The organism is Streptomyces sp. NPDC090083 (assembly GCF_044747445.1).
Classification (GTDB): Bacteria; Actinomycetota; Actinomycetes; order Streptomycetales; family Streptomycetaceae; genus Streptomyces.
In genome coordinates this window covers 52,446-76,635 of record NZ_JBIVED010000018.1, presented here as the reverse complement: position 1 = coordinate 76,635, position 24,190 = coordinate 52,446, and the positions used below count along the sequence as shown (strand labels likewise).

Below are 24,190 nucleotides of genomic sequence, written 5' to 3'. Positions count from 1 at the left end.
GCACTTTCGCCGCCGGAAGCAGTTGTAAGGCTGGTGTCAGTGGGCGGTTCGTAAGGCGATGTCCGTTTCTGGCTGAGGCGGGGGCAAGGATGCTGGTGGAGGTTGTGTCGGCTATTGCTTCCTGGCGAAGTTGCCGGTGTCGGCTTCGGTGAGGATGCCGAGTTTGACCAGGCGTTTCAGCTTGGCGCGGGCACCTTCGACGTTTTTCGCCAGCAGTTCGTGGCCGAGGGCTTCACAGACGTCCTTGACTCGTAGCGGTCCGGTCGCGTGGTTGAAGGCGTCGAGGATGCGGGGGTAGTCCGGGTGCTCAGGCAGGTCCGGCGCGACGACCGGGAGCCGGTCGGCGAGGCCGGTGACGGTCCTGCGGGTGATCGTGAGGTGCTCCAGGTGCGTCTCGGCCTCCTGCAACCGAATCTGCAGGTCGTCGATCTGTGCGCGGAGGTCCTCGGCCAGGGCCCGGGCGGCTTCTTCCTGGAGGTCCAGGGCGTCGAGCAGGGGCTGGATGTTCACGCTGCCGCCGCCGGTGTCTCGCGCCAGGTGGGGGCGTTCGCGCCGGTGAGGCGTCGGGTCATGACATGGGTCATCGCCCAGTAGACGCGGGAGACAGAGGAGGAGGGACGGTGCTCGTAGTCGCGGACCGGGCGCCGGTGCAGTATCAGGATCCCGTAGGTCTGCTCGACCCTCCACCGCTTCGGTTGCGGCACGAACCCCTTGATCTGCGGGTTGCGTTCGACGATCTCGACGTCGATGCCCAGGCCGGCGCCGTGCACGACGACCTGGTCCTTGAAGCCCTGGTCTACCAGGGCTTTGCGGACGGTTCCGCCGGCGTGCTCGGCGACCTGGTCCAGCAGGACGATGCCCGCGGCGTTGTCGTGGGTGTTCGCGGCGAGGACGACGACTGCGATGACCAGGCCGAGGACGTCCACGGCCAGTCCGCGTTTGCGGCCGGGCACCCGCTTGGCCGGATCGTGGCCACTCGTTGCGGCGGGGACCCCGGAGGCCACACGGACACTCCGGGTGTCCAGGACCACCGGGGTCGGGTCCTCTAATCGTCGGGCCCTCTCCCGGACCTGGCAGCGCAGGAGTTCATGGATGACCTGGTCGGTCCCGTCGTCCCGCCAGGCCGCGAAGTAGTAGTACGTCGCGCTCTTCTGCGGCAGGTCGTGCGGGAGATAGGCCCACGGCAGCCGGTCCGCCCCTGGTAGAGGATCGCGTTGACGATCTCCCGCATGCCGTAGGCGCCCTGATGACCGCTGACCGAGCGGTGCCGGTCCTTCCACGCGGTGATCACCGGCTCGATCAACGACCACTGCTCGTCCGATAAGTCACTCGGGTACGGCTTGCGTTCACTCACCCGAACACATCACCAGATCAACCACCGCGGGCCGACAGATTCCGCCCCGCCGCCACACCATCAGGCGACAGCAGATCCACTCAAAGGCTTACGAGCCGCCCAATAAGAGCTACACCTAAAAGCATTGGCACGGGGCGTCGCCAGGACCACCTCATGGCCCACATTGCCCCGTGGGAAGGCGACGAAGTCACATGACACTCTCATACCCCGCCGTGCTGGTGGTTGTCCTCCAGAGGACCGGACTGAGTGGGCCGGGCGATGCCTCCGGGATGCACCAACACCTTGTGGTCACTGTCGGGGTCGCGACGCGACGGCGTGAGTCGCGACCGCGGTGCTGCACCCCTACTTATCCACGGCGGACATGCCTACTTCGTCGTAGCGCTCTCCCGCGGCCTTCGGGACCTCCGTCTCGATGCGGGCGAGGTCGTCGGGGGTGAGTTCGACGTCGAGCGCGGCGACGTTCTGTTCGAGGTAGGTCCGGCGCTTGGTGCCGGGGATCGGGACGAGGTCCTCGCCCTGTGCCAGCACCCAGGCGATGGCGAGTTGCGCGGGCGTGACTTCCTTCTCGGCGGCGAGTTCCTTCACCTTGTCTGCGAGCCGCAGGTTGGCGGTGCGGTTGTCCCCCGTGAAGCGCGGACCGCTCCGGCAGGCGATGGTCTCGACGAGCGTCGGCTCCAGGACGGCGAGCTGCTTGACGGTGACCCAGTGGACGTCGACGACCGGCGCGTACATCACGCGGATGACGGAATCGGCGAGCTTCTGCTTGATCTCGTCGCCGCCCTCGTACGCGGCCACGACCTCCTGCGGGGCGGCGATGCCACCGAAGGTGTCCTGCCACTCCTCCTTCGTGGTGCGCTCCAGGAACACCGACGGGTGGCAGGGGTGGGCGCAGGCGTAGTGGATGTCCTCGCGCTCGAAGAGCAGACCGGCGTAGGCGGCGGCCGGGTCGAGGGTGAGGACGACCGTGCCGGGCCTCATCAGCGGGACGAGTTCCTCGGAGACCTTGCCGAGGACGACGTCCGGGACGGCGAGGACGACCACGTCAGCCTCGGCCGCGGCGGTGGTCGAGTCGGTCAGCTCGCGGCCCAGGTCGCGGATCAGCTCCTGGCCCTTGGGGGAGGCCTCGCTGAAGAGCACCCGGAAGTCGCTCTCGACCAGGTTGTTGGAGACGCGCTGGCCCATCTTGCCGGCGGCCCCGATGACGGCGACGGTCGTGGCGTCGGCCTGGGTCTGGATCTCGGTGGCCATTACTCGCTCCTCAGAAGGGTGTTGATGCTGTGCTGCGTCCACTGGTGTTCGAGCCGGGCGGTGACGTCGTAGCCCTCGTCCTGCCACGGGAGCCAGTGCTCCACGATCTGGTTGATCCGGCGGCCCGGACGGGCCGCCGCGACGGCCGCGATCATGCCGTCGTAGTTCAGGAGGCCCTCGCCGAGCGGGGTGCCCGCGTAGGTGAATCCGACCCAGCCGTCACGGCGGCTGAACGCGAAGTCCGCGACGCGGACGTCGCCTTGCTGGAGGGGCACCTGAGTCACATGCGGAAGGCCGGCGACGACGTCCAGGCCTTCATCGACGCCGACATCGCCTTCCACCTGGAATGCGCCCGCATCGCCCGCAACTCCGTCCTGAGCGACATCCTCCACAGCCTCCGGTCCCTGCTCCAGGTGTGGATGGAACGGGTCAGCGACCTGGCGGACACGGTCAGCGGCACCCTCTGCGAGCACGACGCCGTCCTCCAGGCCATCCGCGCCCGCGACCCGGAGGCCGCGGACCGCGCGATGGCGGAACACATGCGCATGGCGAGCGCACGGCTGCGGACGTCGATGGAGAACTGACGCCGACGACTCGCATGGGCCCTACGGCGTCGGTGTCACAGCCAGACGGTCGCCAGCCAGGCCGTCACGGCAGCGGTGAGGACGAGGGCCGCGTTCAGGGCCGCAATCGGAAGGGTGGAACGCGACCACCCCAACCGGCTGATGCTGCCCGGGTGCGGCGAGAAGGAAGAAGCTCACAGCGGCCGGGACTGCAACGGCTGGCCGCCAATCGCGCTGTGGGCATCACGGGGCCGGGGCCGCTCTACAGCAGGACCACAGCGTGCTGGTCAACGTTCAGCAGGCACTCGGTGTCACGCACGAACCTGACAGACCGTCGGCCACAGCTGAGAACACAGCAGCGCCCTCACGTCAGCAGAAGACCGAAGCTGCACCCTCTGGTAAGCGCAGGGCGCGGAAGGCCCAGGCCGTGCGGAAAACGACGGCCCGGCCCACCCTGGTAGAACTCATCCGCCGCCACCTCGCCGAGCAGAACGAGCCGCGTTCCGCCGCGGAAATCTCCACCGCACTCAGCCAGGCCCACCCCGAGCGCGACATCAAGACCAAGGTCGTCCGCGTCACCACCGAGGGCCTCGGAGACGTTGCCCTCGGCAGCAACACATCCGGCTACGACAGAAGGCGCCCTCTCGCGGCCCGTGCCCTGGTCAGCACCTTCTCCCGGTAGGGATTCGCCGGGCTAAGAGCTTCGGCCACCGCCACGGCTTCGTCGAGCAAGGCCAGTCCGCGTTCGGGCAACCCACTCACCAGGGGCGAGTCACTCTCCTCCACCAGGACGTACGCCAGCTTCGATCCGTAGATCTCCGGGTGGACCTGTGTCAGGAGACGGTAGATCCACAACCCCTCGGCACCTCGCACCACCCGCCTGTTGGCGCTCAGCAGCCTGACCTTCGCCAGCACGACCATGTCCCGATCCATCGATCCCCTTCGCCCCGCCCCTCACCGACCGGCGCATGCCTCACGCTGAGACAGCACGACGAACGCGCCGACAGCCGATGACGGATGTGGGCGCGAAGGCCGGAGAGTGGATGACGACGATTCTGCGGGCGCGCCACCACCTTCGACAAGGCTGTACGGGCGTGCCCTTGGTCCTACCGAAAGCGTCTCTGAACAGGCATGATGGACCTGACACTCACTCATGTCCTTGCCTGGAGCGAGAGGCACGCCCGGACCGGCGGATGCCGCACAAACAACGGGCGGCCGATCTCCGTGGCCGACCCTGCTCGTCGGAGCTGACGGGAAGGCAAGCCCGTGCGGGTCAGCCGCGTGAAAGAGTCCGGGCATGCGGTGGACGGTGTCGGCCTGCTGTGGGGTTGTTCAGCCGAGGTATCGGCCGAGCAGGAGGGCACCGAGGATGAGCGGGCCGAGGATGCCCATGAGATTGACGGCTTTCATCAGCGGGCCGTCGTCATGTCGGCTGATGGCATCGGGTGGTGCCCTTTTAGGCGCCGAGGCCGATGCGAGAGACGTGGGTGTAGGCGCCCCAGTCGGAGTCAGGGTGTTCGTCTGTGTCTCACTCACCCGCCCGGCCCTCTCGTCTGTCACATGTGGTGCTCTCCACGCAGGCCGAGGTCAGGGCGGGTGCGCAGGCCATCGACGATCAGGTCCAGGAGGCGGACAGTCCGGGCGCCCGCATCGTCGCCGGGCGGGATGCGCCACAGGACACTGAACTGGAGGAGCACATCCTGCGGGTCCAGGCCCGCCTTCAGCTCGCCCGAGGCGGCACCGGCGTCGAGGAGGACTTCGATGGCGGCGATGAAGGGGCTGTGGTTCGGGTCGTCGCGGCCGCCGTCGGTGGCGGCGTGGATGACGTCGGACAGGCCGTACTTGAGCTTCCCGTAGCGGGCGACCTCCTCCAGCCACCGGCGCAGCGCCTCCAGCGGCGGCAGGTCGGCGGCAAGCTGCCCGGCCAGGTCGATGACCTTCTGGATCTCGTGGTGGTACAGCTCCATGATCAGCGCTTCGCGGGTGGGGAAGTGCCGGTACAGCGTGCCCACGCCCACGCCGGCGCGCTTGGCGATCGCCGTCATGGAAGCACCGGTCGAGGCCGCGAACGCTTCGCCGGCGACGGCCAGGATGCGGGCGCGGTTGGCCACCGCGTCCGTGCGGGAGGCGCGGGGAACTGGCGAGGACATGGCGGGTCCGATCGGTCCGATTGCGAAACGGAAGGGCTTCCGTTACGGTCGAGGAGAAGCACCGGAAGGGCTTCCGTTTAATTTTGCCACACCTGTTGGAGGACAGTCATGCCGGAAACGGTCCTGGTCACCGGAGGCACCGGATACGTCGGCGGCTGGTGCATCGCCGAACTGTTGGAACGCGGCTACCGCGTCCGCGCCACCGTGCGCAGCCACAGCAGGGAGCAGGCGGTGCGCGACGCCGTCGCCACCCGGGTGGACGCCGAGGACCGGCTGGAGTTCGCGATCGCCGACCTGACGTCGGACGAGGGCTGGGACACGGCCGTGGCCGGCGTGGACTTCGTCCTGCACGTCGCCTCGCCGATGGGCGGGTCGGGCGCCACGCCCGAGGCCCTCGTCGCCGCCCGCGACGGTGCGCTGCGGGTGGTGAGCGCTGCCGCCCAGGCCGGCGTGCGCCGTGTGGTGATGACCTCCGCCGCGAACACCGCCAGCCCCTCCTCCTACACCGAGGACAGCGTCACCGACGAGACCCTGTGGACCGACCCCGAGGACCCGACGCTGATCCCCTACCGCCGCTCCAAGACCCTGGCCGAGCGCGCCGCCTGGGACTACATGGCCGCCTACGAGGGCCCGACCGAGCTGACCACGGTCCTGCCCGGAGCCGTGTTCGGGCCGATCCTGTCCACCGCCACGACCGGCTCGACCGGCATCGTCGCGCAGATGCTCAGCGGCGCCATGCCCGGCGTGCCCCGCATCGGCCTGGAGGTCGTCGACGTGCGCGACCTGGCCGACATCCACATCCGCGCCATGATCTCGCCCAAGGCAGCAGGCGAGCGCTTCCTGGCCACAGGCGAGTTCATCTGGATGGCCGACATGGCACAGGCACTGAAGAAGGAACTGGGCCGCGACGGTGAGAAGGTCTCCACCCAGGAGATCCCCGACGAGGTGGTGCGCGCCAACCCCGCCATGGGCGAGATCGCCCCCGCCCTGGGACGCCGCAACCGGCACACCACAGACAAGGCCCGCATCGTCCTGGACTGGCAGCCCCGCCCCGCCCCGCCCGCGTCACCGTCGCCGACTGCGCCCGCAGCCTGCTCACCCACGGCGTCGTCTGACGACGAGCACGCGCTCGGAGCGCGGAGCGCCTGGTTCACCATCGCTTCCAACCCTGAAAGAGGTCCCCCGTGCACGTGCTGGTTCTCGGCGCGACCGGCATGGTCGGCCACGGCATGCTCCACGCCTGCATAACCGACGACGACGTCAAGGCCGTGACGGTGATCGCCCGCCACACCCCCGCGCTGACGCATCCCAAGGTGCGGATCCTGCTCCACCAGGACTTCACCGACCTGACACCACTGCGCGAGGAGCTGACGGGGGTCGACACCTGCCACTTCGCGATCGGCACCTCCTCCGCGGGCGTCAGCGAACCGGACTACACCCGCATCACCCGCGACTACGCACTCGCGGCAGCCACCACCTTGCTGGACGCGAGCGACCGGAAACCCGCGTTCGTCTACGTCTCCGGCCGCAGCGCCGACAGCACCGGACAGACCTCCGTGATGTGGGCACGCGTCAAGGGCGCCGCGGAAAACGCGCTCCTCGCCCTGCCGATGCGCACCCACATCCTGCGGCCCGGCTACATCCGCCCCCTCAACGGCGCCCGCGCCTCCTCCACCACAGCACGCGCCTTCTACACGGCCACAGGCCCGTTGTTCCCGGTGCTGCGGCGCGCGTTCCCTGACTGGGCCACCTCCACCGAGGCCATCGGCCGAGCGGCGATCGCCCTCAGCCGCCCCGGGAACACCGAGCCCGCCATCGTGACCAGTCGCAACATCAACCGCCTCGCCGGCATGTGACCAGCGCCGCTGACTCCCCCACGTCACCGTCCGCCGCGACGCCGCGCATCACGGGGCGAAGGCTGCCCGACGCGGCCCAAGCTGCCACGCTTCGGCCTGCCGGATGGCCCCGGTGGCCCGAGTCCTCTTGAACTCAAGCAGCAGCCCGCCGACGGCGAGGCCGGCGACCGCGGTGAGGTGATGGAAGGAGAACGTGGGGCCGGGCGTGCAGCCCTCGGGCCGGGAACGTTCAGGAACACGCTTACGCCCCGGCCGTCGTGGAGGGCCGGGGCGTAAGCGTGTTCACCCCGCGGGTCAGCAGTTGACATGGGATCAGGGCAGCGAGATGAGCCGGCATGACGAGTTCACCCGCGCCACCGGCAGCCCCGTCTGCTTCTGCGAACCTGCCAGCCCCTGGCAACGCGGCTCGAACGAGAACACGAACGGCCTGCTGCGCCAGTACTTCCCCAAGAGCACCGGCCTGTCCGTCTTCGGCGCCGAAGACCTCGCCTTCGGCGCCGCCGAACTCAATAGCCGTCCCCGCAAGACCCTCAACTGGAACACCCCCGCGAATCTCTTCGCTGAACTCGTCGCAACACTGGAATGATCACCGTGTTGCGACGATGACTGGAATCTGCCGCTTGGTGGGGTGATGTCAGTCGCGCTGCCGCCGCGTCACGACAGGGGTGAAGAGCACCGCCGGGACCAGGCGGGGCCGACTGTCAGGTGGCGGTGGGCCAGGTGCGCAGCAGCGCGGCGATCTTCCCGGCGGTGCAGGCGGGGTCCAGAAGGAGGTCCTTGAGGGCGACGGCGTCCTCGCGGGCGGGCTTGACGGGAATGCCTGCGGCTTCGAGGTACATGACGCCGGTGGCGGCGGCGACGGCCATGTTGGAGCGTTCCAGCCAGCGGCAGCGGCCCAGGGTGTGAACGAGGGCGGCGGCTTTGGCGTACGGGCCGTCGTAGACGGGCTGTTCGAACACGTCTGCGCGGTGGCGTGCGACCGCGCAGACGGGGACGCCGTAGTCGTCAGGGGCCGGGTCGTCGGCTCCGGCGGCTTCGGCAACCTGCAGGATCCAGGGAACGTCGATGTGCACGTTCATCAAGCCGCGTGCGCTCCCCGCTTGGGCTGCTGGGCGTCTTCCGCGTCATCGAAGACGTTCTGGTGCTCGGCCAGGAACCGGGCGGCCGCGTCCACTGCGCGGTCGCGCAGGCCGCTGGTGTCGTCCTGCACCAGGCGGGCGAGGTAGTCGCCGATACTCAGGCCCAGGTCGGCGGCCCGCTTCCGTGCGAGTTCCGCCACTCCTTCGTCCACCCGCGCGCCCAGCTGTGTCTTCGCCATATCGGCATGGTAACAGTCGTTACCAGGTTGTGGGAGCAATCGCGGGAGGCGTGGCCTCATCCGTCCTGTCGCCGTCGAAAAGTGTGGCGACCAGTCTCGCGTGCGCCTTGGGGAGCCGGCCGCCACGCTGTTTGGAGCGGGCTTTGGCAAGCCAGGCGCCGAGTTGGACGGTTTCGCCGTCGCCTACGGCCTATGCTCGTGCGCCAGTCCGGCCGCCAGAACGGCGACCGCAACTCCGGACTGGCGAGCCGGCCGTTCAGGACACCGTGCGGATCAGCTTCCTGTTGGTGAACTCCTCGATGCCGAGACGGCCCAGCTCGCGGCCGAAACCCGAGCGCTTCACGCCGCCGAAGGGCAGCTCGGCGCCCTCTGCCCCGACGCCGTTCACGAAGACCATGCCGGCCTCGATCCGGTCTGCGACGCGGGCAGCCTGTTCGGGGTCGGTGGTGAAGACGTAGGAGCCCAGGCCGTACGGCGTGTCGTTGGCGATCCGCACCGCGTCGTCCTCGTCCGTGGCGGGGAAGACCATGGCGACGGGACCGAACAGCTCTTGGCGGGCAGCGGCATGCTCGGTGGTGAGCCCGGTCAGTACACCCGGTGAGAAGAACGCCCCCTGGCGCTCGCTGGAGCCGTGCAGGACGGCGCCTTCCGCGACGGCCTGGGCGACCTGCCGGGAGAGGTTCTCGGCGGCGGCCGCCGAGGACAGCGGCGCGCCGGTGGCTGAATCGAGCAGCCGGGCCGTGAACTTCGCGACGAACGCGTCGTAGAGCTCCGACACCACCACGAACCGCTTGGCCGCGTTGCAGGCTTGACCGGTGTTGTCGAGCCGGGCGGCGACCGCGGCTTCTACGACGGAGTCCAGATCGTTGGTGGACAGCACGATGAACGGGTCGGAACCGCCGAGTTCCAGGACGACCTTCTTCAGATGACGGCCGGCGATCTCGGCGACGGCCGAGCCGGCCCGTTCGGAGCCGGTCAGCGAGATGCCCTGCACCCGCGGGTCGGCGATCACGTCTGCGATCTGCTCATTGGTGGCGTACACGTTGACGTACGCACCCGTCGGGAAGCCCGCCTCTGCGAACAGCCGCTCCAGCAGCGCGGCGGTGGCGGGACTCTGCGGTGCGTGCTTGAGGACGATGGTGTTGCCGGCAGCCAGGTTGGGGGCGGCAAACCGGGCCACCTGGTAGGCGGGGAAGTTCCACGGCATGATGCCGAGCAGGAGGCCCACCGGGCCGCGCCGGATGACGGCGGAGCCGGTGCCGGAGGTCACCTCGATCGGTTCGTCGGCGAGGAATTCCTCGGCGTGGTCGGCGTAGTAGCGGTAGATGTCGGCGCAGAATCCGACCTCGCCCTCCGCCTCGGCGAGGGGCTTGCCCATCTCGCGCACGATGCTCGCCGCGAGTTCTTCGCTGCGGGCTTCGTGCAGGTCGCCCAAGCGGCGCAGCAGCGTGGCGCGTTCGGCGACTGTGCTGGTGCGACCCCAGCTCCCTGCGGCATGGGCGGCGTCGATGGCCGCGGTCACGTCGGCGTCGGTGGCGGTCGGGAAGGTCTCGACGACCTCTCCGGTGGTGGGGTCGGTGACGGCGTACATGGTGCCTCCAGGAAACGGAAGTGCTGGTGTGCAGTGGGAGCGAAAGGGAGGTCAGGGCCTCAGGACCGTACGTGCTCCGGTGTTCGACCTCAGGTCGGCGAAGGCCTGGGCGGCCTCGGCCAACGGCCGTGTCCTGCCGACCAGTTCGTCCAGCGGGAGCAGGCCGGACAGATACAGGCGGGCCAGCTTCGGGATGTCGACCTCTCCGACGCTGGATCCGTAGTTGCAGCCGAGGATGCGTTTGCCCTGGTCGGCGAGGTCGAAGAGGTCGAAGGAGCCGGTGGAGCCGGTGGGGGTCATACCGACGAGGACGGCGGCACCGCCGGGTGCCAGCATGCGCGGCAGCGTCTCGATCACCTTCGGGCTGCCGATGGCCTCGAAGGCGTAGTCCGCTCCGCCGAGGTGCTCCTGGCACCAGACGGCGACGTCCTCGGCGCCGTCGAGGGTATGGGTGGCACCGAACCGGCGGGCCAGGGCCAGGCGTTCGGCGGAGAGGTCCACGGCGACGATCGGGTCAGCTCCGAGGAGCCGCAGTCCCACCACTACCGAGAGGCCTACGCCGCCGGTTCCGATCACGACGGCGGACTGGCCTGGGCGCACGTCCGCGGTGTTCATCACCGCGCCGACGCCGGTGGTGACCGAGCAGCCCAGCAGTGCGCCGATGTCGAAGGGGAGCTCGTCCGGTACTCGCACGGCTGCGCTTTCCGGGACGACCAGTCGCCCGGTGAATGCGCCGAGGCCGAGGTAGGGCCACACTTCGGCGCCGTCGGCACCGGTGAAGGGGGTGGAGCCGTTGGGCAGGGTGTTGGCGAGGGCCTTCGTGCCGGTGCACAGCCAGGCCTGGCCGGCTGCGCAGCGGTTGCAGCGGCGGCACGGCGCGAACCAGCTGAGGACGACATGGTCGCCGGGCTGCACGGAGGTGATGTCGGGTCCGATGGCGGTGACCACGCCGGCGGCCTCGTGGCCGAGGACCAGTGGCCGGTCGGCGGGCCAGTCGCCGGACACGATGTGCAGGTCGGAGTGGCACACTCCGGCTGCCCGTACCTCGATCTCGACTTCGCCGGGACCGGCGGGCCGCACCGCGACGTCGCGCATGTCCAGTCCCGTCACGGGATCGAAGACGACGGCGGGGGTGAGTTGCGAGGACATCAGGAGGACTTCACTTCTTCCGTGCGGGGGGGTGGTCAGGCGGGTGTGAGGCTTGGCGGCCAGGACGTAGGCGAGGCCGAGGACGAACAGGACGGAGAAGACCAGGACCACGGCCCAGACCTGCACCCAGCTGCCGCCCGGAGGGGCCAGTTCGGTGCGCGGCCAGGCGATGTTGACTGCTTCGAACAGCAGCCACAGCACCGCGAGGATGTTGACGGCCAGGCCTGCCCGGCCCAGTCGTACGTGCCCGCCCGCCGGGTTCCAGCGGCCGGTCAGCCGGGCGATGAGCGCGACGACGGCGACGGCGAGGAAGACGAAGTAGAACCCGCCGGAGCCGAACGCGATCAGGGTGGCGGCGGCGTTGCCGTTGAGCCCGAGCAGGAGGCCGAGTGCGCCGAGGACAGCTGTCGCGATGAGTGAGGCGTAGGGGATCTGGCGGGGGCCGACCGTCGACAGCACGGAGGAGAAGGGCAGCTGGCGGTCGCGGGCGAAGGCGTACACGGCCCGGCCGATGTAGGTCTGGATGGAGATCGCGCAGGCAAAGAAGGCGATCAGTACGACGACGGTGAAGGGCTTCTCGCTCCAGCCGCCCAGCCCTGCCGTGACCGCCTCGAAGACGGGGTCGGTGAGCGTGCCGGAGACCGCGTCGCCGGGTCGTTCGAGAGCGAGGGTGACCGCGAGCCCGGTCAGCAGCACGGTGAACGCGACGAAGAGGTATGCCCGCATCAGAGCCCGGGGCACGTTGCGCCGCGGCTGCTCGGTCTCCTCGGCGACCTGAGTCGTGGCGTCGAAGCCCAGGAAGGCCCAGCCGGCCACTGCGACGCAGGTCAGGAATCCGGCTGTCGCCGATCCACCGGAGGCGCTCTCGGCGCCGAGCGTGTGGAACAAGGTGCTGAAGCCGTTGTGGTGGGCGAAGACCAGCAGGAACAGGCTGACCGCGATGGAGGCGACGCCCTCGGCGATGATTCCCGCGTTGAGGAAGTGCTTGACCGGATCGACTCCGAGCAGGTTGATGCCGAGGGCCACGGCGACGAAGACCACGCCGAGCAGCACATGGAGGGCGGTCGAGGGCGTGCCGTCGGCGAACAGCAGGTAGAGCCAGCTTGCGCCCAGGTAGGCCACGGTGGTGAGGGATGCGATGGCCGCGGCGAGGTAGATCCAGCCGACGAGCCAGCCCAGTCGGGGTCCTGCCAGGTGCCGTCCCCATTGGTAGACCCCGCCGGTGACCGGGAATTGGGAGGACAGTTCGGCATAGACCACGGCGACGAGCAGTTGCCCGAGGAAGGCGACGACGACCGCCCAGATCCATGCGGGGCCAGCGAAGACGAAGCCGAGCTGTACGACGGCGTAGATGCCGACCACGGGCGAGATGGTCGCGAATCCGATCGCGAAGACGGCCCATGCTGACAGCGTCCGTCTCAGTTCTTGCTGGTATCCGTACTCGGCGAGTTCGCCGGCGTCGGTGAGGGAGTCGTTCACCTGGTCTCCTGACAGTGACGTGCCGGGCGCGGCGGCCGCTGATGTCCGTGCACCCGTTGGCCGGTTCGCGTCTCCGCGCAGCTGCTTCCGGCCGAACACCGCTATTGGTCGTGCGACCAATTGCCTAATTGGTCGCTCACTCAATAGCATTCGCCCCATGACGTCAAGAGCTCCGGGAAAACGCGTCCGCAAGGCACCGGCCGAACGCCGCACCGAGATCGTCACCACGGCCGCACGAATCGGGCTGACCGAGGGCCTGGAATGCATCACCCTGCGCCGGATCGCCGATGAACTGGGCGTCCAGCCCGGGCTGGTCGGCCACTACTTCCGGGCAGTCGACGACCTGGTCGCCGAAGCCTTCTCCCACGCCACCATGACCGAACTCGACGGCCTGCTGCCGCCGCGCACAGGCGCCCCACTCGACACCTTCCGCCGCTTCTTCGGCCTCATCTCCAGTACCGAGTTCGACGACGTCAGCCAACTGTGGCTCAACGCCCGGCACCTCTCGCGCTACCGTCCGGTGCTGCGCGAGCACGTCGTCAGCCAGGAACTGCTGTGGTGCCGGCGTCTCGAAGAAGTCATCGCCGCCGGAGCAGCCGCTGAGGTCTTCCGTTGCGCCGACCCCTGGGGGGCCGCCTGCCGAGTTCTCGTCGCCATCGACGGTGCCAGCGCCTACATCAACACCAGCGCCGAGATGCGTCGGGCGCCGATCGCGGACATGCCGCGTGCCGTCGCCGAGGCCGAACTCGGCCTGGAGCGAGGAGCCCTCACCGCGGACTGAGCAACAGTCCGGACGCGGAGAACTGGATGCCAACCGCCCCTGCCGCACCCAGAACGGCTCTCCCGCATGCCGGCCTCGGAGTGACTGCGCAGACGCGCGAGCGCCATTGACGGGTCGGCGGCGGATGCAACTCCCTGCAACCCGAATCGGGGCCGGGCAGATGGTCGTTGGCCGGGTATGACGACGCACACCAGACCCGCCGACGCCGACCAGCTCGCCGGGGAGACCGCCGCGGTCGACCTGACCCTCGCCTAACTCACCGGGACCGTGCCCGCCGCGCCGGCACTCACCCCACTCGCCGCCGACTACATGGAGCAACAGGCCTCCGGACTCCTGTCCGGCGCGGTCATGCTGGATCCCGCGTTCTCTGTTCACCGGCACGCGGTGATGCCGCCCGCCGGGCTCGCCTGGCTGAAGACCGTACCCATGACCGAACCGGTCGCCGCCGCCGTCCACGCACTCGCCGGAGACGGCGGCGACCGCTTCTCCTTCCTCTCCCAGGAAGAACGAGTGATGGCCCTGGCCGCCTCCACCGCCGCCCGCCTCATCGCGCTCTACGAACCAACCGAAGCCCTGCAACGGCTGCATAAGGTGCGCGAGGTCGTATCGCGGCCATGACTTCAGGTGACGAGGTTCAGGTCCGCCGGCTGTTTCTGGAACGCGGCGGCGAGGAAAGGGCTGTCGAACCGCGCGAGAGCCGGCATGGCCGAGAACTTCGACGCGATGACCGGAGCCGGACTGCGTGACCGCAGCATGACCTGGACCGCCTCGGTATACCTGTCGATGGTCACCGAGCGCGCCGAGAAACGGTCCCTCGCCGACAGCACCCTGTGCGAGCGTCCCTCATGAGCCGACTCACCGTCGAACACCACGTCACCGGGATGGATCACCGGCATGGGAGTCGGCACCACCTTCGAGGTGACCGGACCGAAGCCGCGCCATGCGTGTGACAACGCATCGAGCGTGGCGCCGGCTTCGGAGTCCGCGCCCAAGTGCCCGGCCGGGCGTGGACGCGGTTGTCCCCCGCGCGAGCTACAAGCGGTGTCCACCACGGGGTGATGTCCGGGAGCGCAGGCGTTCGTAGCTTGTGCGCTACCGACGGAAGGCGAGAAATGACGACGATCATCCCCGGAGTGGACCAGGACGCGGCTGTCTCGCTGCGCCAGGTCGTGCGGGAATACGGCAGCAAGCAGGCACGGGTACGCGCACTCGACGGCGTGGACATCGGCTTCGCGCGTGGTACCTGGACGGCGGTGATGGGGCCCTCCGGGTCCGGCAAATCCACCCTGCTGCACTGCGCGGCCGGCCTGGAACGCCCTACCTCCGGGCAAGTGATCTTCGGGGACCGTGATCTGGCCGCCGCCCCCGAACGCGAACTGACCCAACTGCGGCGCGGGGACATCGGGTTCGTCTTTCAGAGCTTCAACCTTGTCGGCTCGCTCACCGCCGAACAGAACGTCGCCCTGCCGCTGCGGCTCGCGGGCCGAAAGGTGTCACTCAAGGACGCCCGGGCCATCCTCACCACCGTGGGGCTCGGCGACCGCCTACGTCACCGGCCCCGTGAACTCTCCGGCGGTCAGCAACAACGTGTCGCGGTGGCCCGGGCCATGATCACGCGCCCCGCGGTGCTGTTCGCCGACGAACCGACCGGAGCTCTCGACTCCCGGTCCGCGCGGACCGTGCTCCAGCTCCTGCGGTCGATGGTCGACGCCGCGCGGCAGACGATCGTCATGGTCACCCACGATCCCGCGGCAGCGGCATGCGCCGACTCGGTCGTCTTCCTCAGCGACGGTCGCATCGTGGACCACGTCCGTGGGTTGTCCGCCGGTGAAGTCGCCACTCGGCTCGCGGCTTTGGAGGCCTGATGTTCACGCTCTCCTTGGCGACGTTCCGTGAGCGCTGGCCGTTGTTCATCGGCGCCGTGATCACCGTTGCCCTCGGGGTCGCGATCGTGCAGTCCTCGCTGCTGATCGTCGTCTCCGCCGGCAAGTATGGGGAGGCCATCGCCATCCTGGGGCTGTCGTTGGGTGTCTCCACGTTTCTCGCTGTCTTCATTGTCAGCTCGACGTTCGCCTTCACCATCGCTCAGCGCCGCCGTGACCTGGCCCTGCTGCGACTCATCGGCGGCAGCCGCGGCCAGGTGAGGCGGCTGCTGCTGTGCGAAGCGCTGCTGCTCGGCCTCGTGGGCACCGTCCTGGGAGTCCCCGCCGGACTGCTGGTGATGACGGCACAGACGGCCCTGCTCGCGAGCCTGGACTTCCTGCCCGACTCGTTCGGCGCGGCCTGGCACGGCTGGATCCTCTACGTCGGAGCGGGCATCGGCATCGGAGTCGCGGAGGCCGGAGTGCTCGCGGCGTCCCGCAGGGCTTCGCGTGTGCGCCCGCTGGAAGCGCTGCGGGAAACGGGCGAGGCCGCGAAGGTCATGACGGTCTCACGCTGGCTGCTGGGTGTCCTGCTGCTCGCCATCGGTGTGATCCTCATGTCGATCGGCGTCGCGGTCGACAGTCCGAATGGCGCGATTCCCCTGTCGATCAACGCCATGCTCGCAGTAGCCCTCGGTCTCAACGCGCTCAGTCCGGCAGTGGTGCCCCACATCGGGCGGATCACGGGAAGCTTCGCGGGCCCCACACTCCCTGGCAGGCTCGCGCGGGCCAACCTGCGTGACGGCGTCCGCCGCAGCGCCTCCACCGCCGAGCCCCTGCTCATCCTGGTCGCCCTCATGATCGGGCTGGCCGGCACCTTCGACTCGCTTTCCGCGGGCGCGCACCACCAGTTGACCGAGGACATACGCGGGGACCTCGTGGCCTCCGGGCCGGTGGCCGCCGGAACCCCGGGGGTCGCGGACGTCTCGACCGAGTACACCCTTGAGGTGAAGGCCACGACCGTCTCCCACTACGGAGGCGACACGGACACGGACACCGACGACGCCGAGGCGCTCGCGGTCGACGCGGACGCCTACCCGAGGGCACATCACCTCGACCTGCGCTCGGGATCGTACGCCGACCTGCACGGTGACGCCGTCGTCGTGGCAGGCGGGACGCTGGGTTCCACGGCGCGTATCAGGGTCGGGGGCCGCGACCTGGCCCTGCGCGTGGTCGGAGTGCTGCCGCCGAAGCTGAACGGCGGACCGGAGTACATCCTGCCCCGCACCCTGGTTCCGCCGGCCGCCCTCGGGGCCGCACGGTCCATCATCCGTCTCGCGCCCGGTGCGGACGCCGCCTCAGTCGCCGCCAGACTGCCCGGGCCGGTGTCGACCGTGGACGACTGGATCGCACGGAGCGACTCGGCGCAGGACACCCTCAACACGGGGACGATGAAAGCCATCATGGGCCTGGCGGCCCTGTACGCCGTGATCGCCTTGATCAACGCGATCGTCATCGCCGCCGGGGAACGCCGACGCGAGTTCGCCGTGGCCAGGCTCACCGGGTTCAGTCGCGGACAGATCGTCACCGCGGCGCTGCTGGAATCGTCCGCCGTAACCGTCACCGGCCTGGTCCTGGGCTGGTTCGCGTCGCTCGCCGCACTCATCGGTATCAGTGGTGTCGCCGGCACACTGGTCGTTCCGTGGGCCATGTTCTGGTGGACGGTCCTTGGCGCGTTCATCGTCGTCGGTACGACCAGCGTGTGGACGAGTCTGAGTATGACGCGGCCGTCGCCGATCTCTCTGGCGGGCATCCGCGAGTAGAGACTGTTCAGTGTCGAAGCATCCGAACTCAAGTGGCGTTCTCGAAGGCGACCGGTGATCGCTGTCGACCCGTCGACAACGCAGGTCCACCTCCCAGGCCATGCACTCGACAGGTGAATCGCCTTGTCCCGGGGGTGCGTTGGACGATTTCGAGGTCGATGCCGAGGGTGGCGGCGTGCTCGACGAGGTGTTTGCGGTAGCCGCCGTCGACCCAGACCTTGCGCAGGCGGGGGTGGTCGGCGGCGGCCTGTTCCAGGAGGGTCCGGCCGGCCGTGGAGTCCTGGACGCCCGCTACCGTGACCAGGACTGCCAGCAGGAGGCCGCGGGTGTCGGTGATGATGATGCGTTTGCGGCCCACGATCTTCTTGCCCGCATCGATGCCCTCACTCCGCGCGGGAACACTGGTGGAGGTCTTCACGCCCTGTGCGTCGATCACGCCGGCGGACGTGGCGGCGCTGCGGCCTTCCTGGCGTCGCACCAACTCCCTTAAGGCTGCTGATGGCGCCGACGGTGCCGGATTCCCCCTGTTCGGGCAGCGGCGACGTCCCTCCGGGGCTGCGCCCCGACTGTCGGCATCAGCGTTCCCTCCTTTCTCTGCCTCCTCCTCCGCGTCTTGACACACACGGAAACGGAGGGCAGCCTTACTCGAGGAATTTCACTCCGCCACCTCAACTAGGCGGCATCCAAGGGTTTGGCGCATGAGCGGTTCGACGCTCAGAAGAGTCCGTCCACTTCCTCGAACAGCACGGCGCGCCTCCCGGGAAATTGATCACTCAAATGGAGTCTCCCGCGATGGGATAGTTTCTTCGCGAACCCTTCCATTCTCCTCTCCCCTCCTCCCCTTTTCCCTCACCGGAAGATCCACGCGCACTCTCGCGAAGCGGGAAAACGTTGTCACGATGGACGGGGACAGGCGACCCCGTCGCATCTTCCAGAAATTCGCCACGATAGGCGCACGAGAGATTCCGGGGTCGTTCATGAAGGTTTCCGATGTGCTGATCAGCGGTCTGGGGTCCTGTCTTCCCGACCGGGTTCCCATCGGATGGGCGGTCGAGCGGGACCTGATCGACCGGACCGCGGCGGAGCAGTACGGGATCACCAGTGTCACCGTCGCCGGCGAGGTGCCGGCGCCGGAGCTGGCGGTGCGGGCCTGCCGAGAGGCCCTCGAACGGGCCGGGCAGAGTGCCGCTTCCCTCAGCCTGCTGCTCTACGTCAGCGTCTGGTACCAGGGGCCGCACGGCTGGTGTCCGCAGTACTACGTGCAGCGGCACACGGGCGCCGGACAGGCGACCGCGGCCGAGGTCAGGCAGGGCTGCATGGGCATGTTCTCCGCGCTGGAACTCGCGGCGGCGCACCTCATGGCCTCCCCCGAGCACGAGGCGGCGCTGCTCACTTCCGGCGACAACTTCACCTCCGACCTGCTGGAACGCTGGCGTTTCAGTCCGCACTTCGTCATGGGCGACGCCGGCTCCGCCGTGGTGCTGAGCCGCCGTGCGGGCTTCGCCCGGCTCAAGTCCGTCAACGCCGTCACCCTCCCCGAGTACGAGGCCATGCACCGCGGACCCGAGCCGCTGTTCCCGCCCGGAGCGGGCCGACCCGGCAGGCTCGACTTCGGCGATTCCAAGGACCGCTGGCTGGACGGACCGGACCGGGATCCAGCGGGTCCGCTGAAGCTCGTGGCGGCGCAGGACGAGCTCGTCAGCCGCACGCTCGCCGAAGCCGGCATCACGATGGACGACATCTCCCGCGTCGCCTATGCGAACGGTTCCCGGGAACGCGTCGAGGGTCGCGCGATGATTCCGCTGGGGCTGCCGATGTCCCTTTCGACATGGGAACAAGGGCGTACCGTCGGCCATATCGGTGCCAGCGATCAGATGGTCGCCCTGGAACAGCTTCTGCTCTCCGGTGAACTGCGCGGCGGGGACCATTTCCTGATGCTCGGAGTGGGGCCAGGACTGAATATCGCGTGCGCGGTGATCGAGATCACCGAGACCCCGCACTGGTCCGCTGCCCCGTCGGCCGTCGTTTCATGAAAGGCGACTCATGGATTTCAGCCTGAGCGCTGAACAACAGGAACGAATCGATCGCATCAAGATGGCCGCGCAAGGACTTTCCGCCCCGAGGATCGGCGACGGATTACCAGGATCACACAAGGACACCTGGAAGAATCTGGGCACTGTCGGGCTATTGGGCGCGGCCGTCCCGGAAGAACACGGCGGCCAGGGATTGGGTGCTCTCGACACGGCCCTGCTGTACGAGGGTGCGAGCGACGGCGGTGCGGACACCGGACTGCTGTTCGCCGCCGCGGCCCATCTGTTCGCCTGTGTCATGCCGGTGCTGGAGTTCTCGCTCCCGCAGACGCGCAAGGCCCTGCTGCCCACGCTGTGTTCGGGCGAACTGACGGCGGGCAACGCCATGACGGAGCCCGACGCCGGATCGGACGTCTCCCGGCTCGCGACCACGGCCACCCGGGTCGACGGCGGGTATCTCCTCGACGGCGTCAAGAGCTTCGTCAGCAACGGCCCGATCGCCGACGTCTACGTCACCTACGCGACGACGGACCCGGACGCCGGCTACTTCGGCACCACCGCGTTCGCGGTGGACCGCGACTCCCCCGGGCTGTTCGCGGGAGAGCCCTTACGGAAATCCGCCCTGGCCTCCTGCCAAGCCGGTGAGGTGCGGTTCGACCGCTGCTTCGTACCGGACGACCGCGTCCTCGGCAGACCGGGCCAGGGGCAGGTGGTGTTCGGGACGTCCATGCGGTGGGAGCGTTCCTGTCTCTTCGCGATCTACCTGGGACAGCAGGAACGTCTCATCCGACGGAGTCTCCAACACGTCCGGCAGCGTCGGCAGTTCGGGAAACGTCTGGCCGACCTCCAGCCCGTCGCGGACCGGCTGGCGGACATGCGGCTGCGGCTGGAGAGCGGACGACTCCTGCTCTACCGCGCCTGCACCGAGATCGACGCCGGCCAGGACCCCGACCTGTGGGTCGCGTTGGCGAAGCTGGCGGTCTCCGAGGCCGCTGTCGCCACCTCGTTGGACACCGCCCGGCTCTTCGGAGGCCGCGCCTTCCTGGCGGAATCCGGGATCGAGGAGGAGGTGCGCGACGCCGCCCCCGCCACCACCTTCTCCGGCACCTCAGCCATCCAACGGCAGCTGATAGCCCGGGAGATGGGACTGTGAGCCTCTACCGCCCGGTGGCCGACGCTGCCGCCCGGACTCCGGACGCCCTCGCGGTCCGCGACCTCACCGACAGCCTCAGCTACGGCGAGCTGGACACGCGTGCCGACCGCTGTCTCGCCGCCCTGCGCGCCCACGGGGTCCGGCCGGGAGACCGCGTCCTGGTGTGGACGGACAAGACGGTCGCATCGGTGGCCGTGGCCCAGGCGGTGCTGCGGTGCGGTGCGATCCACGTCCCGGTGCCACGCGGCAACCCGGCACGACGGGTCGCCCAGATCGCGGCGGACGCCCGCCCGGTCCTCGTCGTCACCGACCACGACGAGCACATCGCCGGCGCCGTCCACGTTCCCTGCGGGGACCTCTTCCCGGAGTGGGACAACGGCCCGGCCGCGGCTCACCATCCGGTCCGGCCCGCCGACCCGGCGTACATCCTCTACACCTCGGGGTCCACGGGACGGCCCAAGGGCGTCTGTGTGAGCCACGGCGGCGCGCTCGCCTTCGTCGACTGGGCCTGCGGGGAGCTGCGCCTGACGGCGGCCGACCGGCTGGCGAACCACGCCTCGTTCGGCTTCGACCTGTCCGTCTTCGACCTCTACGCAGCCTTCCGGGCCGGCGCCTCGGTGCACCTCGTCGGAGAGACCCTCGCGCGGGCCGCGGAGCCGCTGGTCGACTTCCTGCTGGAGAGCCGGATCACCGTCTGGTACTCGGTGCCGTCCGCCCTGGTCCTCATGGCCGAGTACGGCGAGTTGCTGGAGCGCGGACCGGGGGCGCTGCGAGCCTGTGTCTTCGCCGGTGAACGCTTTCCACTGAAGACGCTCAAAGACCTGCGGCGCGCCTGGCCGGACGTCCGCATGCTCAACTGGTACGGCCCGACGGAGACCAACGTGTGCACCTCGTACGAGGTGACGGCCGCGGATCTCACCCGCACCACGGACATCCCGATCGGGTCACCCGTCGCGGGGGACGCGGTGTCGCTGGAGGCCGGAGAGATCGTGGTCGACGGCCCGACCGTCATGCTCGGCTACTGGGGTCGACAGCCGCAGACCGGGCCGTACCGTACCGGTGACCTCGGCCGGTACGACGCCGACGGCCGGCTGGAGTACCGGGGTCGGATCGACGACATGGCGAAGGTCCGCGGTCACCGGGTCGAGCCGGCCGAGGTGAGCGGCGTGCTGGTGACGCACGAGGCGGTGCGGGACGCGGTGGTGCTCGTGGTGGGCAGCGGCCTCGACGTCCGGCTGCACGCGGTGGTGATCCCCGAGACCGGACACGCTCCCGAGTTCGCGCAGCTGCGACGGCACTGCTACGACCTGCTGCCGCCGTACATGGCCATCGACGCGCTGCATACGGTCAGCGGGTTTCCCCGCACCGCGAACGGCAAGGTCGACCGCGCCGCGCTCCGCAGCCTGGTGGCGCAGGGGGCGGTCGTATGACGGGCGCGGTCTGGGACGCCTTCTGGTCGACGCTGCCCACCGAGCCCGGCGCCGCCCTCTGGGACTCCTCGCCCCGGCTGACCGCCGCCCGGCATCTGCCGCTGTTCCAGGACCACACCGATCCCTCGCTGCCACTGATCGATCTCGGATGCGGCAGCGGACGGCAGACGCGGTGGCTGGCGGGCCACTTCGGGCGGGTCGTCGGCCTGGACATCGCGGACGCTGCCGTGGAACTGGCCGCCGCCACCCACCCGGCGCCCAACATCGTCTACCGCCGCGCCGACCTGCTCGACACGGACACCGTGACGGCCCTGCACAGGGAGTTCGGCGACGCCAACGTCTACATGCGCGGGGTGCTGCACCAGCTCACCCCGGACGACCGGACGATCATGCTGGCGACGATCCGGCTGCTGCTCGGCGGGCGAGGCGTCCTCTTCGCCCAGGAGCTGACCGAGCACACCGGCTGGTACGTGGCCGAACTCCTCGCCCGAGGAGCCCAGTTGCCCAAGACGGCCGGGCTGGCCGCCCACTTCGACTTCGGCGCCCGTATCGCCCCCGCCGACGACGGGCGGCTGCGGCTGCTGTTGGAAGGAAACGGATTCGACGTCCTCGCCGATGACGACATCTCCCTGCACACCACGGAGCGCACCTCCGACGGGCAGCCGCTGGAGCTGCCGACGAGGTACGTCGTGGCGCGTGCGTCGGCACGGCCCTGACACCCGGAGGAACCGCAACCATGACGGACCTTGACCGCGTGACGCTGCTCGACGACCTGCTCCGCTATGTGACGGACGAACTCGCCACGGGTGTGCCGTCCCACCAGATCACCGCCACCAGCCCGCTGCTGGAGACAGGGATTCTGGATTCGGTGCGCACCGCTCGTCTGCTGGCGCACATCCGCACCGCGTACGGCGTGCGGGTGCCACCGGTGCACATGACCGGTGAGCACTTCCGCTCGCTGGAGTCGATCACCGACCTGATCCTGCTGCTCCGTTCGCAGACCGCCTCCCTCTGACACCTCGCGCTGACAGGAGCACGGATGACGTACGACTACGACATCGGCATCATCGGCGGCGGCCCGGCCGGTTCCACCGCCGCCTCCTATCTGGCCAGGGCGGGGCTGTCGGTCGCCGTCTTCGACAGCGAGTTCTTCCCTCGCGAGCACGTGGGTGAGTCCCTGGTGCCGGCGACCACACCCGTGCTCCTGGAAATCGGCGCCATGGACAAGATCGAGGCGGCGGGTTTTCCCCGCAAGTACGGCGCCGCCTGGACCTCGGCGAACGCGGACGACGTGGACCCGCTCGGCTTCCAGGTCCACGACCACGGTCTCGGGGCAGCCGACGTGCTGTTCAACGAACGCGACCAGTTGGGCGTGGACCGCGACTACACCTTCCACGTCGACCGCGGCCGGTTCGACCACATCCTGCTCAAGCACGCGGAGAGCCTGGGGGCGAAGGTGTTCTCCGGGGTGCGGGTACGAGGCGTGGACTTCGCGGACAGCGCGCGGCCCGTGCTGCGGGTCGGGCTGGGCGGGACGACCGCCGAGGTGCCGGTGCGGATGGTCGTGGACGCCAGCGGACGCGGCACCCTGCTGGGGCGGCAGTTGAAGGTCAAGGTGCCCGATCCGGTGTTCAACCAGTACGCCGTGCACAGCTGGTTCGAGGGACTGGACCGGGAGGCCCTGTCGAACGACCGGAACCAGGCCGAGTACATCTTCATCCACTTCCTGCCGCTCAGTGACACCTGGGTGTGGCAGATCCCCATCACCGACACGATCACCTCGGTCGGCGTCGTCACCCAGAAGGCGCGGTTCCGGGAGGGCAAGGACGATCTCGAAGGGTTCTTCTGGGACTCGGTGGCCAGCAGGCCGCTGCTGCACGACGCGCTGAAGAAGGCCGAGCGGGTCCGGCCCTTCAAGGCCGAGGGCGACTACAGCTACGGCATGACCAAGGTGTGCGACGACGGGATGGTGATGGTCGGCGACGCCGCACGGTTCGTCGACCCGATCTTCTCCAGCGGGGTCAGCGTCGCGATGAACAGCGCCCGGCTGGCCTGCGCCGACATCATCGCCGCCGCCGAGGCCGGCGACTTCAAGGCCTCCCGGTTCGACACCTACGTGACCAAGTTGCGGCGCGGTGTGTCGAGTTGGTACGAGTTCATCTCCATCTACTACCGCCTCAACATCCTGTTCACCGCCTTCGTCCAGGATCCCCGCTACCGCATCGACGTCCTGAAACTGCTCCAGGGCGACGTCTACGACGAGCAGGAGCCGGCCGCGCTGACCGCGATGCGTGACTTCATCGCCGCCGTGGAGGCCGACCCCGACCATCTCTGGCACCCGCTGCTGGGAAAGATGAAAGTGTCCCTCAGCTCCCGGGCCCTGTTCTGACCGCGCCGTGGGCG

At 69.1% G+C, this 24,190-nt stretch carries 21 protein-coding genes and 5 pseudogenes; 15 read left to right on the top strand and 11 right to left on the bottom strand.

Annotated features, from left to right (window positions below):
- Positions 1-111 precede the first annotated feature (111 nt).
- The 4 genes and pseudogenes from ACIPTO_RS40650 to ACIPTO_RS40635 form a co-directional block, all read right to left on the bottom strand.
- Positions 112-510, bottom strand: a complete 399-nt coding sequence (locus ACIPTO_RS40650; protein WP_401200448.1) for a hypothetical protein — start codon at positions 508-510, stop codon at positions 112-114.
- Positions 507-1,354 (bottom strand): annotated as a pseudogene (locus ACIPTO_RS40645) (IS5 family transposase). Before ACIPTO_RS40645 ends, ACIPTO_RS40650 begins: the two are co-directional and overlap by 4 nt.
- 342 nt (positions 1,355-1,696) lie before the next feature.
- The gene (locus tag ACIPTO_RS40640) at positions 1,697-2,602 is read right to left on the bottom strand and encodes an aldo/keto reductase (protein ID WP_401200445.1); all 906 of its coding nucleotides are present in this window, start codon (positions 2,600-2,602) and stop codon (positions 1,697-1,699) included.
- Positions 2,602-2,859: pseudogene (locus ACIPTO_RS40635) on the bottom strand (sugar phosphate isomerase/epimerase); the annotation flags it as partial. The pseudogene ACIPTO_RS40635 and the gene ACIPTO_RS40640, both read right to left, overlap by 1 nt.
- Here ACIPTO_RS40635 and ACIPTO_RS40630 point away from each other — a divergent pair.
- A pseudogene (locus ACIPTO_RS40630) lies at positions 2,818-3,186 on the top strand (FadR/GntR family transcriptional regulator); the annotation flags it as partial. The pseudogenes ACIPTO_RS40635 and ACIPTO_RS40630 sit on opposite strands and share 42 nt — an antisense overlap.
- Positions 3,187-3,592: 406 nt before the next feature.
- Positions 3,593-3,847, top strand: a complete 255-nt coding sequence (locus tag ACIPTO_RS40625; RefSeq protein ID WP_401200442.1) for a hypothetical protein — start codon at positions 3,593-3,595, stop codon at positions 3,845-3,847.
- An 874-nt stretch (positions 3,848-4,721) separates the two neighbouring features.
- On the opposite strand, the gene ACIPTO_RS40620 is transcribed toward ACIPTO_RS40625, so the two are convergent.
- The gene (locus tag ACIPTO_RS40620) at positions 4,722-5,315 is read right to left on the bottom strand and encodes a TetR/AcrR family transcriptional regulator (protein ID WP_401200440.1); all 594 of its coding nucleotides are present in this window, start codon (positions 5,313-5,315) and stop codon (positions 4,722-4,724) included.
- A 108-nt stretch (positions 5,316-5,423) separates the two neighbouring features.
- On the opposite strand from ACIPTO_RS40620, the gene ACIPTO_RS40615 reads away from it, so the two are divergent.
- From ACIPTO_RS40615 to ACIPTO_RS40605, 3 genes and pseudogenes are all read left to right on the top strand, one after another.
- Entirely contained in the window at positions 5,424-6,563 is a 1,140-nt protein-coding gene (locus tag ACIPTO_RS40615; protein ID WP_401200438.1) for an NAD-dependent epimerase/dehydratase family protein, read from the top strand.
- Positions 6,500-7,171: an NAD-dependent epimerase/dehydratase family protein gene (locus ACIPTO_RS40610; RefSeq protein WP_401200435.1), complete on the top strand. Its 672-nt coding sequence runs from the start codon at positions 6,500-6,502 to the stop codon at positions 7,169-7,171. Before ACIPTO_RS40615 ends, ACIPTO_RS40610 begins: the two co-directional genes overlap by 64 nt.
- 295 nt (positions 7,172-7,466) lie before the next feature.
- A pseudogene (locus ACIPTO_RS40605) lies at positions 7,467-7,757 on the top strand (IS30 family transposase); the annotation flags it as partial.
- A 115-nt stretch (positions 7,758-7,872) separates the two neighbouring features.
- Here ACIPTO_RS40605 and ACIPTO_RS40600 read toward each other — a convergent pair.
- The 4 genes from ACIPTO_RS40600 to ACIPTO_RS40585 form a co-directional block, all read right to left on the bottom strand.
- The gene (locus ACIPTO_RS40600; RefSeq protein WP_137302991.1) at positions 7,873-8,250 is read right to left on the bottom strand and encodes a fic family toxin-antitoxin system, toxin component; all 378 of its coding nucleotides are present in this window, start codon (positions 8,248-8,250) and stop codon (positions 7,873-7,875) included.
- Positions 8,250-8,489, bottom strand: coding sequence for a hypothetical protein (locus tag ACIPTO_RS40595; protein ID WP_401200433.1), 240 nt, complete (start codon positions 8,487-8,489; stop codon positions 8,250-8,252). Before ACIPTO_RS40595 ends, ACIPTO_RS40600 begins: the two co-directional genes overlap by 1 nt.
- 256 nt (positions 8,490-8,745) lie before the next feature.
- The gene (locus ACIPTO_RS40590; RefSeq protein WP_401200430.1) at positions 8,746-10,080 is read right to left on the bottom strand and encodes an NAD-dependent succinate-semialdehyde dehydrogenase; all 1,335 of its coding nucleotides are present in this window, start codon (positions 10,078-10,080) and stop codon (positions 8,746-8,748) included.
- Positions 10,081-10,131: 51 nt separating this feature from the next.
- Positions 10,132-12,708: an amino acid permease gene (locus ACIPTO_RS40585; protein WP_401200428.1), complete on the bottom strand. Its 2,577-nt coding sequence runs from the start codon at positions 12,706-12,708 to the stop codon at positions 10,132-10,134.
- A 157-nt stretch (positions 12,709-12,865) separates the two neighbouring features.
- Here ACIPTO_RS40585 and ACIPTO_RS40580 point away from each other — a divergent pair, with 157 nt between their 5' ends.
- A complete protein-coding gene (locus tag ACIPTO_RS40580) occupies positions 12,866-13,489 on the top strand; it encodes a TetR/AcrR family transcriptional regulator (RefSeq protein ID WP_401200425.1) in 624 nt (207 codons plus the stop codon).
- A 267-nt stretch (positions 13,490-13,756) separates the two neighbouring features.
- Complete coding sequence (locus tag ACIPTO_RS40575) at positions 13,757-14,107, top strand: hypothetical protein (RefSeq protein WP_401200422.1); 351 nt, start codon at positions 13,757-13,759, stop codon at positions 14,105-14,107.
- 2 nt (positions 14,108-14,109) lie between these two features.
- Here ACIPTO_RS40575 and ACIPTO_RS40570 read toward each other — a convergent pair whose 3' ends face one another.
- Entirely contained in the window at positions 14,110-14,481 is a 372-nt protein-coding gene (locus ACIPTO_RS40570; RefSeq protein WP_401200419.1) for a hypothetical protein, read from the bottom strand.
- A gap of 120 nt (positions 14,482-14,601) precedes the next feature.
- Between ACIPTO_RS40570 and ACIPTO_RS40565 the strand changes: the two genes are divergently transcribed.
- Entirely contained in the window at positions 14,602-15,354 is a 753-nt protein-coding gene (locus ACIPTO_RS40565; RefSeq protein ID WP_401200417.1) for an ABC transporter ATP-binding protein, read from the top strand.
- Positions 15,354-17,174, top strand: coding sequence for an FtsX-like permease family protein (locus ACIPTO_RS40560; protein WP_401200414.1), 1,821 nt, complete (start codon positions 15,354-15,356; stop codon positions 17,172-17,174). Before ACIPTO_RS40565 ends, ACIPTO_RS40560 begins: the two co-directional genes overlap by 1 nt.
- A 112-nt stretch (positions 17,175-17,286) precedes the next feature.
- Here the strand turns inward: ACIPTO_RS40560 and ACIPTO_RS40555 are convergent.
- A pseudogene (locus tag ACIPTO_RS40555) lies at positions 17,287-17,664 on the bottom strand (transposase); the annotation flags it as partial.
- 409 nt (positions 17,665-18,073) lie between these two features.
- On the opposite strand from ACIPTO_RS40555, the gene ACIPTO_RS40550 reads away from it, so the two are divergent.
- The 6 genes from ACIPTO_RS40550 to ACIPTO_RS40525 are packed head-to-tail and all read left to right on the top strand — an operon-like array spanning position 18,074 to position 24,176.
- Positions 18,074-19,207 (top strand): ketoacyl-ACP synthase III family protein, encoded by a 1,134-nt coding sequence (locus ACIPTO_RS40550; protein WP_401200412.1) that lies wholly within the window; start codon positions 18,074-18,076, stop codon positions 19,205-19,207.
- A 10-nt stretch (positions 19,208-19,217) separates the two neighbouring features.
- Complete coding sequence (locus tag ACIPTO_RS40545) at positions 19,218-20,357, top strand: acyl-CoA dehydrogenase family protein (protein ID WP_401200409.1); 1,140 nt, start codon at positions 19,218-19,220, stop codon at positions 20,355-20,357.
- Positions 20,354-21,787: an amino acid adenylation domain-containing protein gene (locus tag ACIPTO_RS40540; RefSeq protein ID WP_401200406.1), complete on the top strand. Its 1,434-nt coding sequence runs from the start codon at positions 20,354-20,356 to the stop codon at positions 21,785-21,787. Before ACIPTO_RS40545 ends, ACIPTO_RS40540 begins: the two co-directional genes overlap by 4 nt.
- Positions 21,784-22,503, top strand: a complete 720-nt coding sequence (locus ACIPTO_RS40535; protein ID WP_401200403.1) for a class I SAM-dependent methyltransferase — start codon at positions 21,784-21,786, stop codon at positions 22,501-22,503. The genes ACIPTO_RS40540 and ACIPTO_RS40535 overlap by 4 nt, the downstream gene beginning before the upstream one ends.
- Before the next feature lie 20 nt (positions 22,504-22,523).
- On the top strand, positions 22,524-22,802 hold the full coding sequence (locus ACIPTO_RS40530) for an acyl carrier protein (protein ID WP_401200400.1): 279 nt from the start codon (positions 22,524-22,526) through the stop codon (positions 22,800-22,802).
- Positions 22,803-22,826: 24 nt separating this feature from the next.
- Positions 22,827-24,176, top strand: a complete 1,350-nt coding sequence (locus ACIPTO_RS40525; protein WP_401200398.1) for an NAD(P)/FAD-dependent oxidoreductase — start codon at positions 22,827-22,829, stop codon at positions 24,174-24,176.
- Positions 24,177-24,190 lie beyond the last annotated feature (14 nt).

Bases quoted from the DNA above. Each gene is read 5' to 3' on its own strand.
- ACIPTO_RS40640 (WP_401200445.1), bottom strand. From the start codon at position 2,602: ATGGCCACCGAGATCCAGACCCAGGCCGACGCCACGACCGTCGCCGTC.
- ACIPTO_RS40620 (WP_401200440.1), bottom strand. From the start codon at position 5,315: ATGTCCTCGCCAGTTCCCCGCGCCTCCCGCACGGACGCGGTGGCCAAC.
- ACIPTO_RS40615 (WP_401200438.1), top strand. From the start codon at position 5,424: ATGCCGGAAACGGTCCTGGTCACCGGAGGCACCGGATACGTCGGCGGC.
- ACIPTO_RS40600 (WP_137302991.1), bottom strand. From the start codon at position 8,250: ATGAACGTGCACATCGACGTTCCCTGGATCCTGCAGGTTGCCGAAGCC.
- ACIPTO_RS40595 (WP_401200433.1), bottom strand. From the start codon at position 8,489: ATGGCGAAGACACAGCTGGGCGCGCGGGTGGACGAAGGAGTGGCGGAA.
- ACIPTO_RS40590 (WP_401200430.1), bottom strand. From the start codon at position 10,080: ATGTACGCCGTCACCGACCCCACCACCGGAGAGGTCGTCGAGACCTTC.
- ACIPTO_RS40580 (WP_401200425.1), top strand. From the start codon at position 12,866: ATGACGTCAAGAGCTCCGGGAAAACGCGTCCGCAAGGCACCGGCCGAA.
- ACIPTO_RS40565 (WP_401200417.1), top strand. From the start codon at position 14,602: ATGACGACGATCATCCCCGGAGTGGACCAGGACGCGGCTGTCTCGCTG.
- ACIPTO_RS40560 (WP_401200414.1), top strand. From the start codon at position 15,354: ATGTTCACGCTCTCCTTGGCGACGTTCCGTGAGCGCTGGCCGTTGTTC.
- ACIPTO_RS40550 (WP_401200412.1), top strand. From the start codon at position 18,074: ATGGACGGGGACAGGCGACCCCGTCGCATCTTCCAGAAATTCGCCACG.
- ACIPTO_RS40545 (WP_401200409.1), top strand. From the start codon at position 19,218: ATGGATTTCAGCCTGAGCGCTGAACAACAGGAACGAATCGATCGCATC.
- ACIPTO_RS40535 (WP_401200403.1), top strand. From the start codon at position 21,784: ATGACGGGCGCGGTCTGGGACGCCTTCTGGTCGACGCTGCCCACCGAG.
- ACIPTO_RS40530 (WP_401200400.1), top strand. From the start codon at position 22,524: ATGACGGACCTTGACCGCGTGACGCTGCTCGACGACCTGCTCCGCTAT.
- ACIPTO_RS40525 (WP_401200398.1), top strand. From the start codon at position 22,827: ATGACGTACGACTACGACATCGGCATCATCGGCGGCGGCCCGGCCGGT.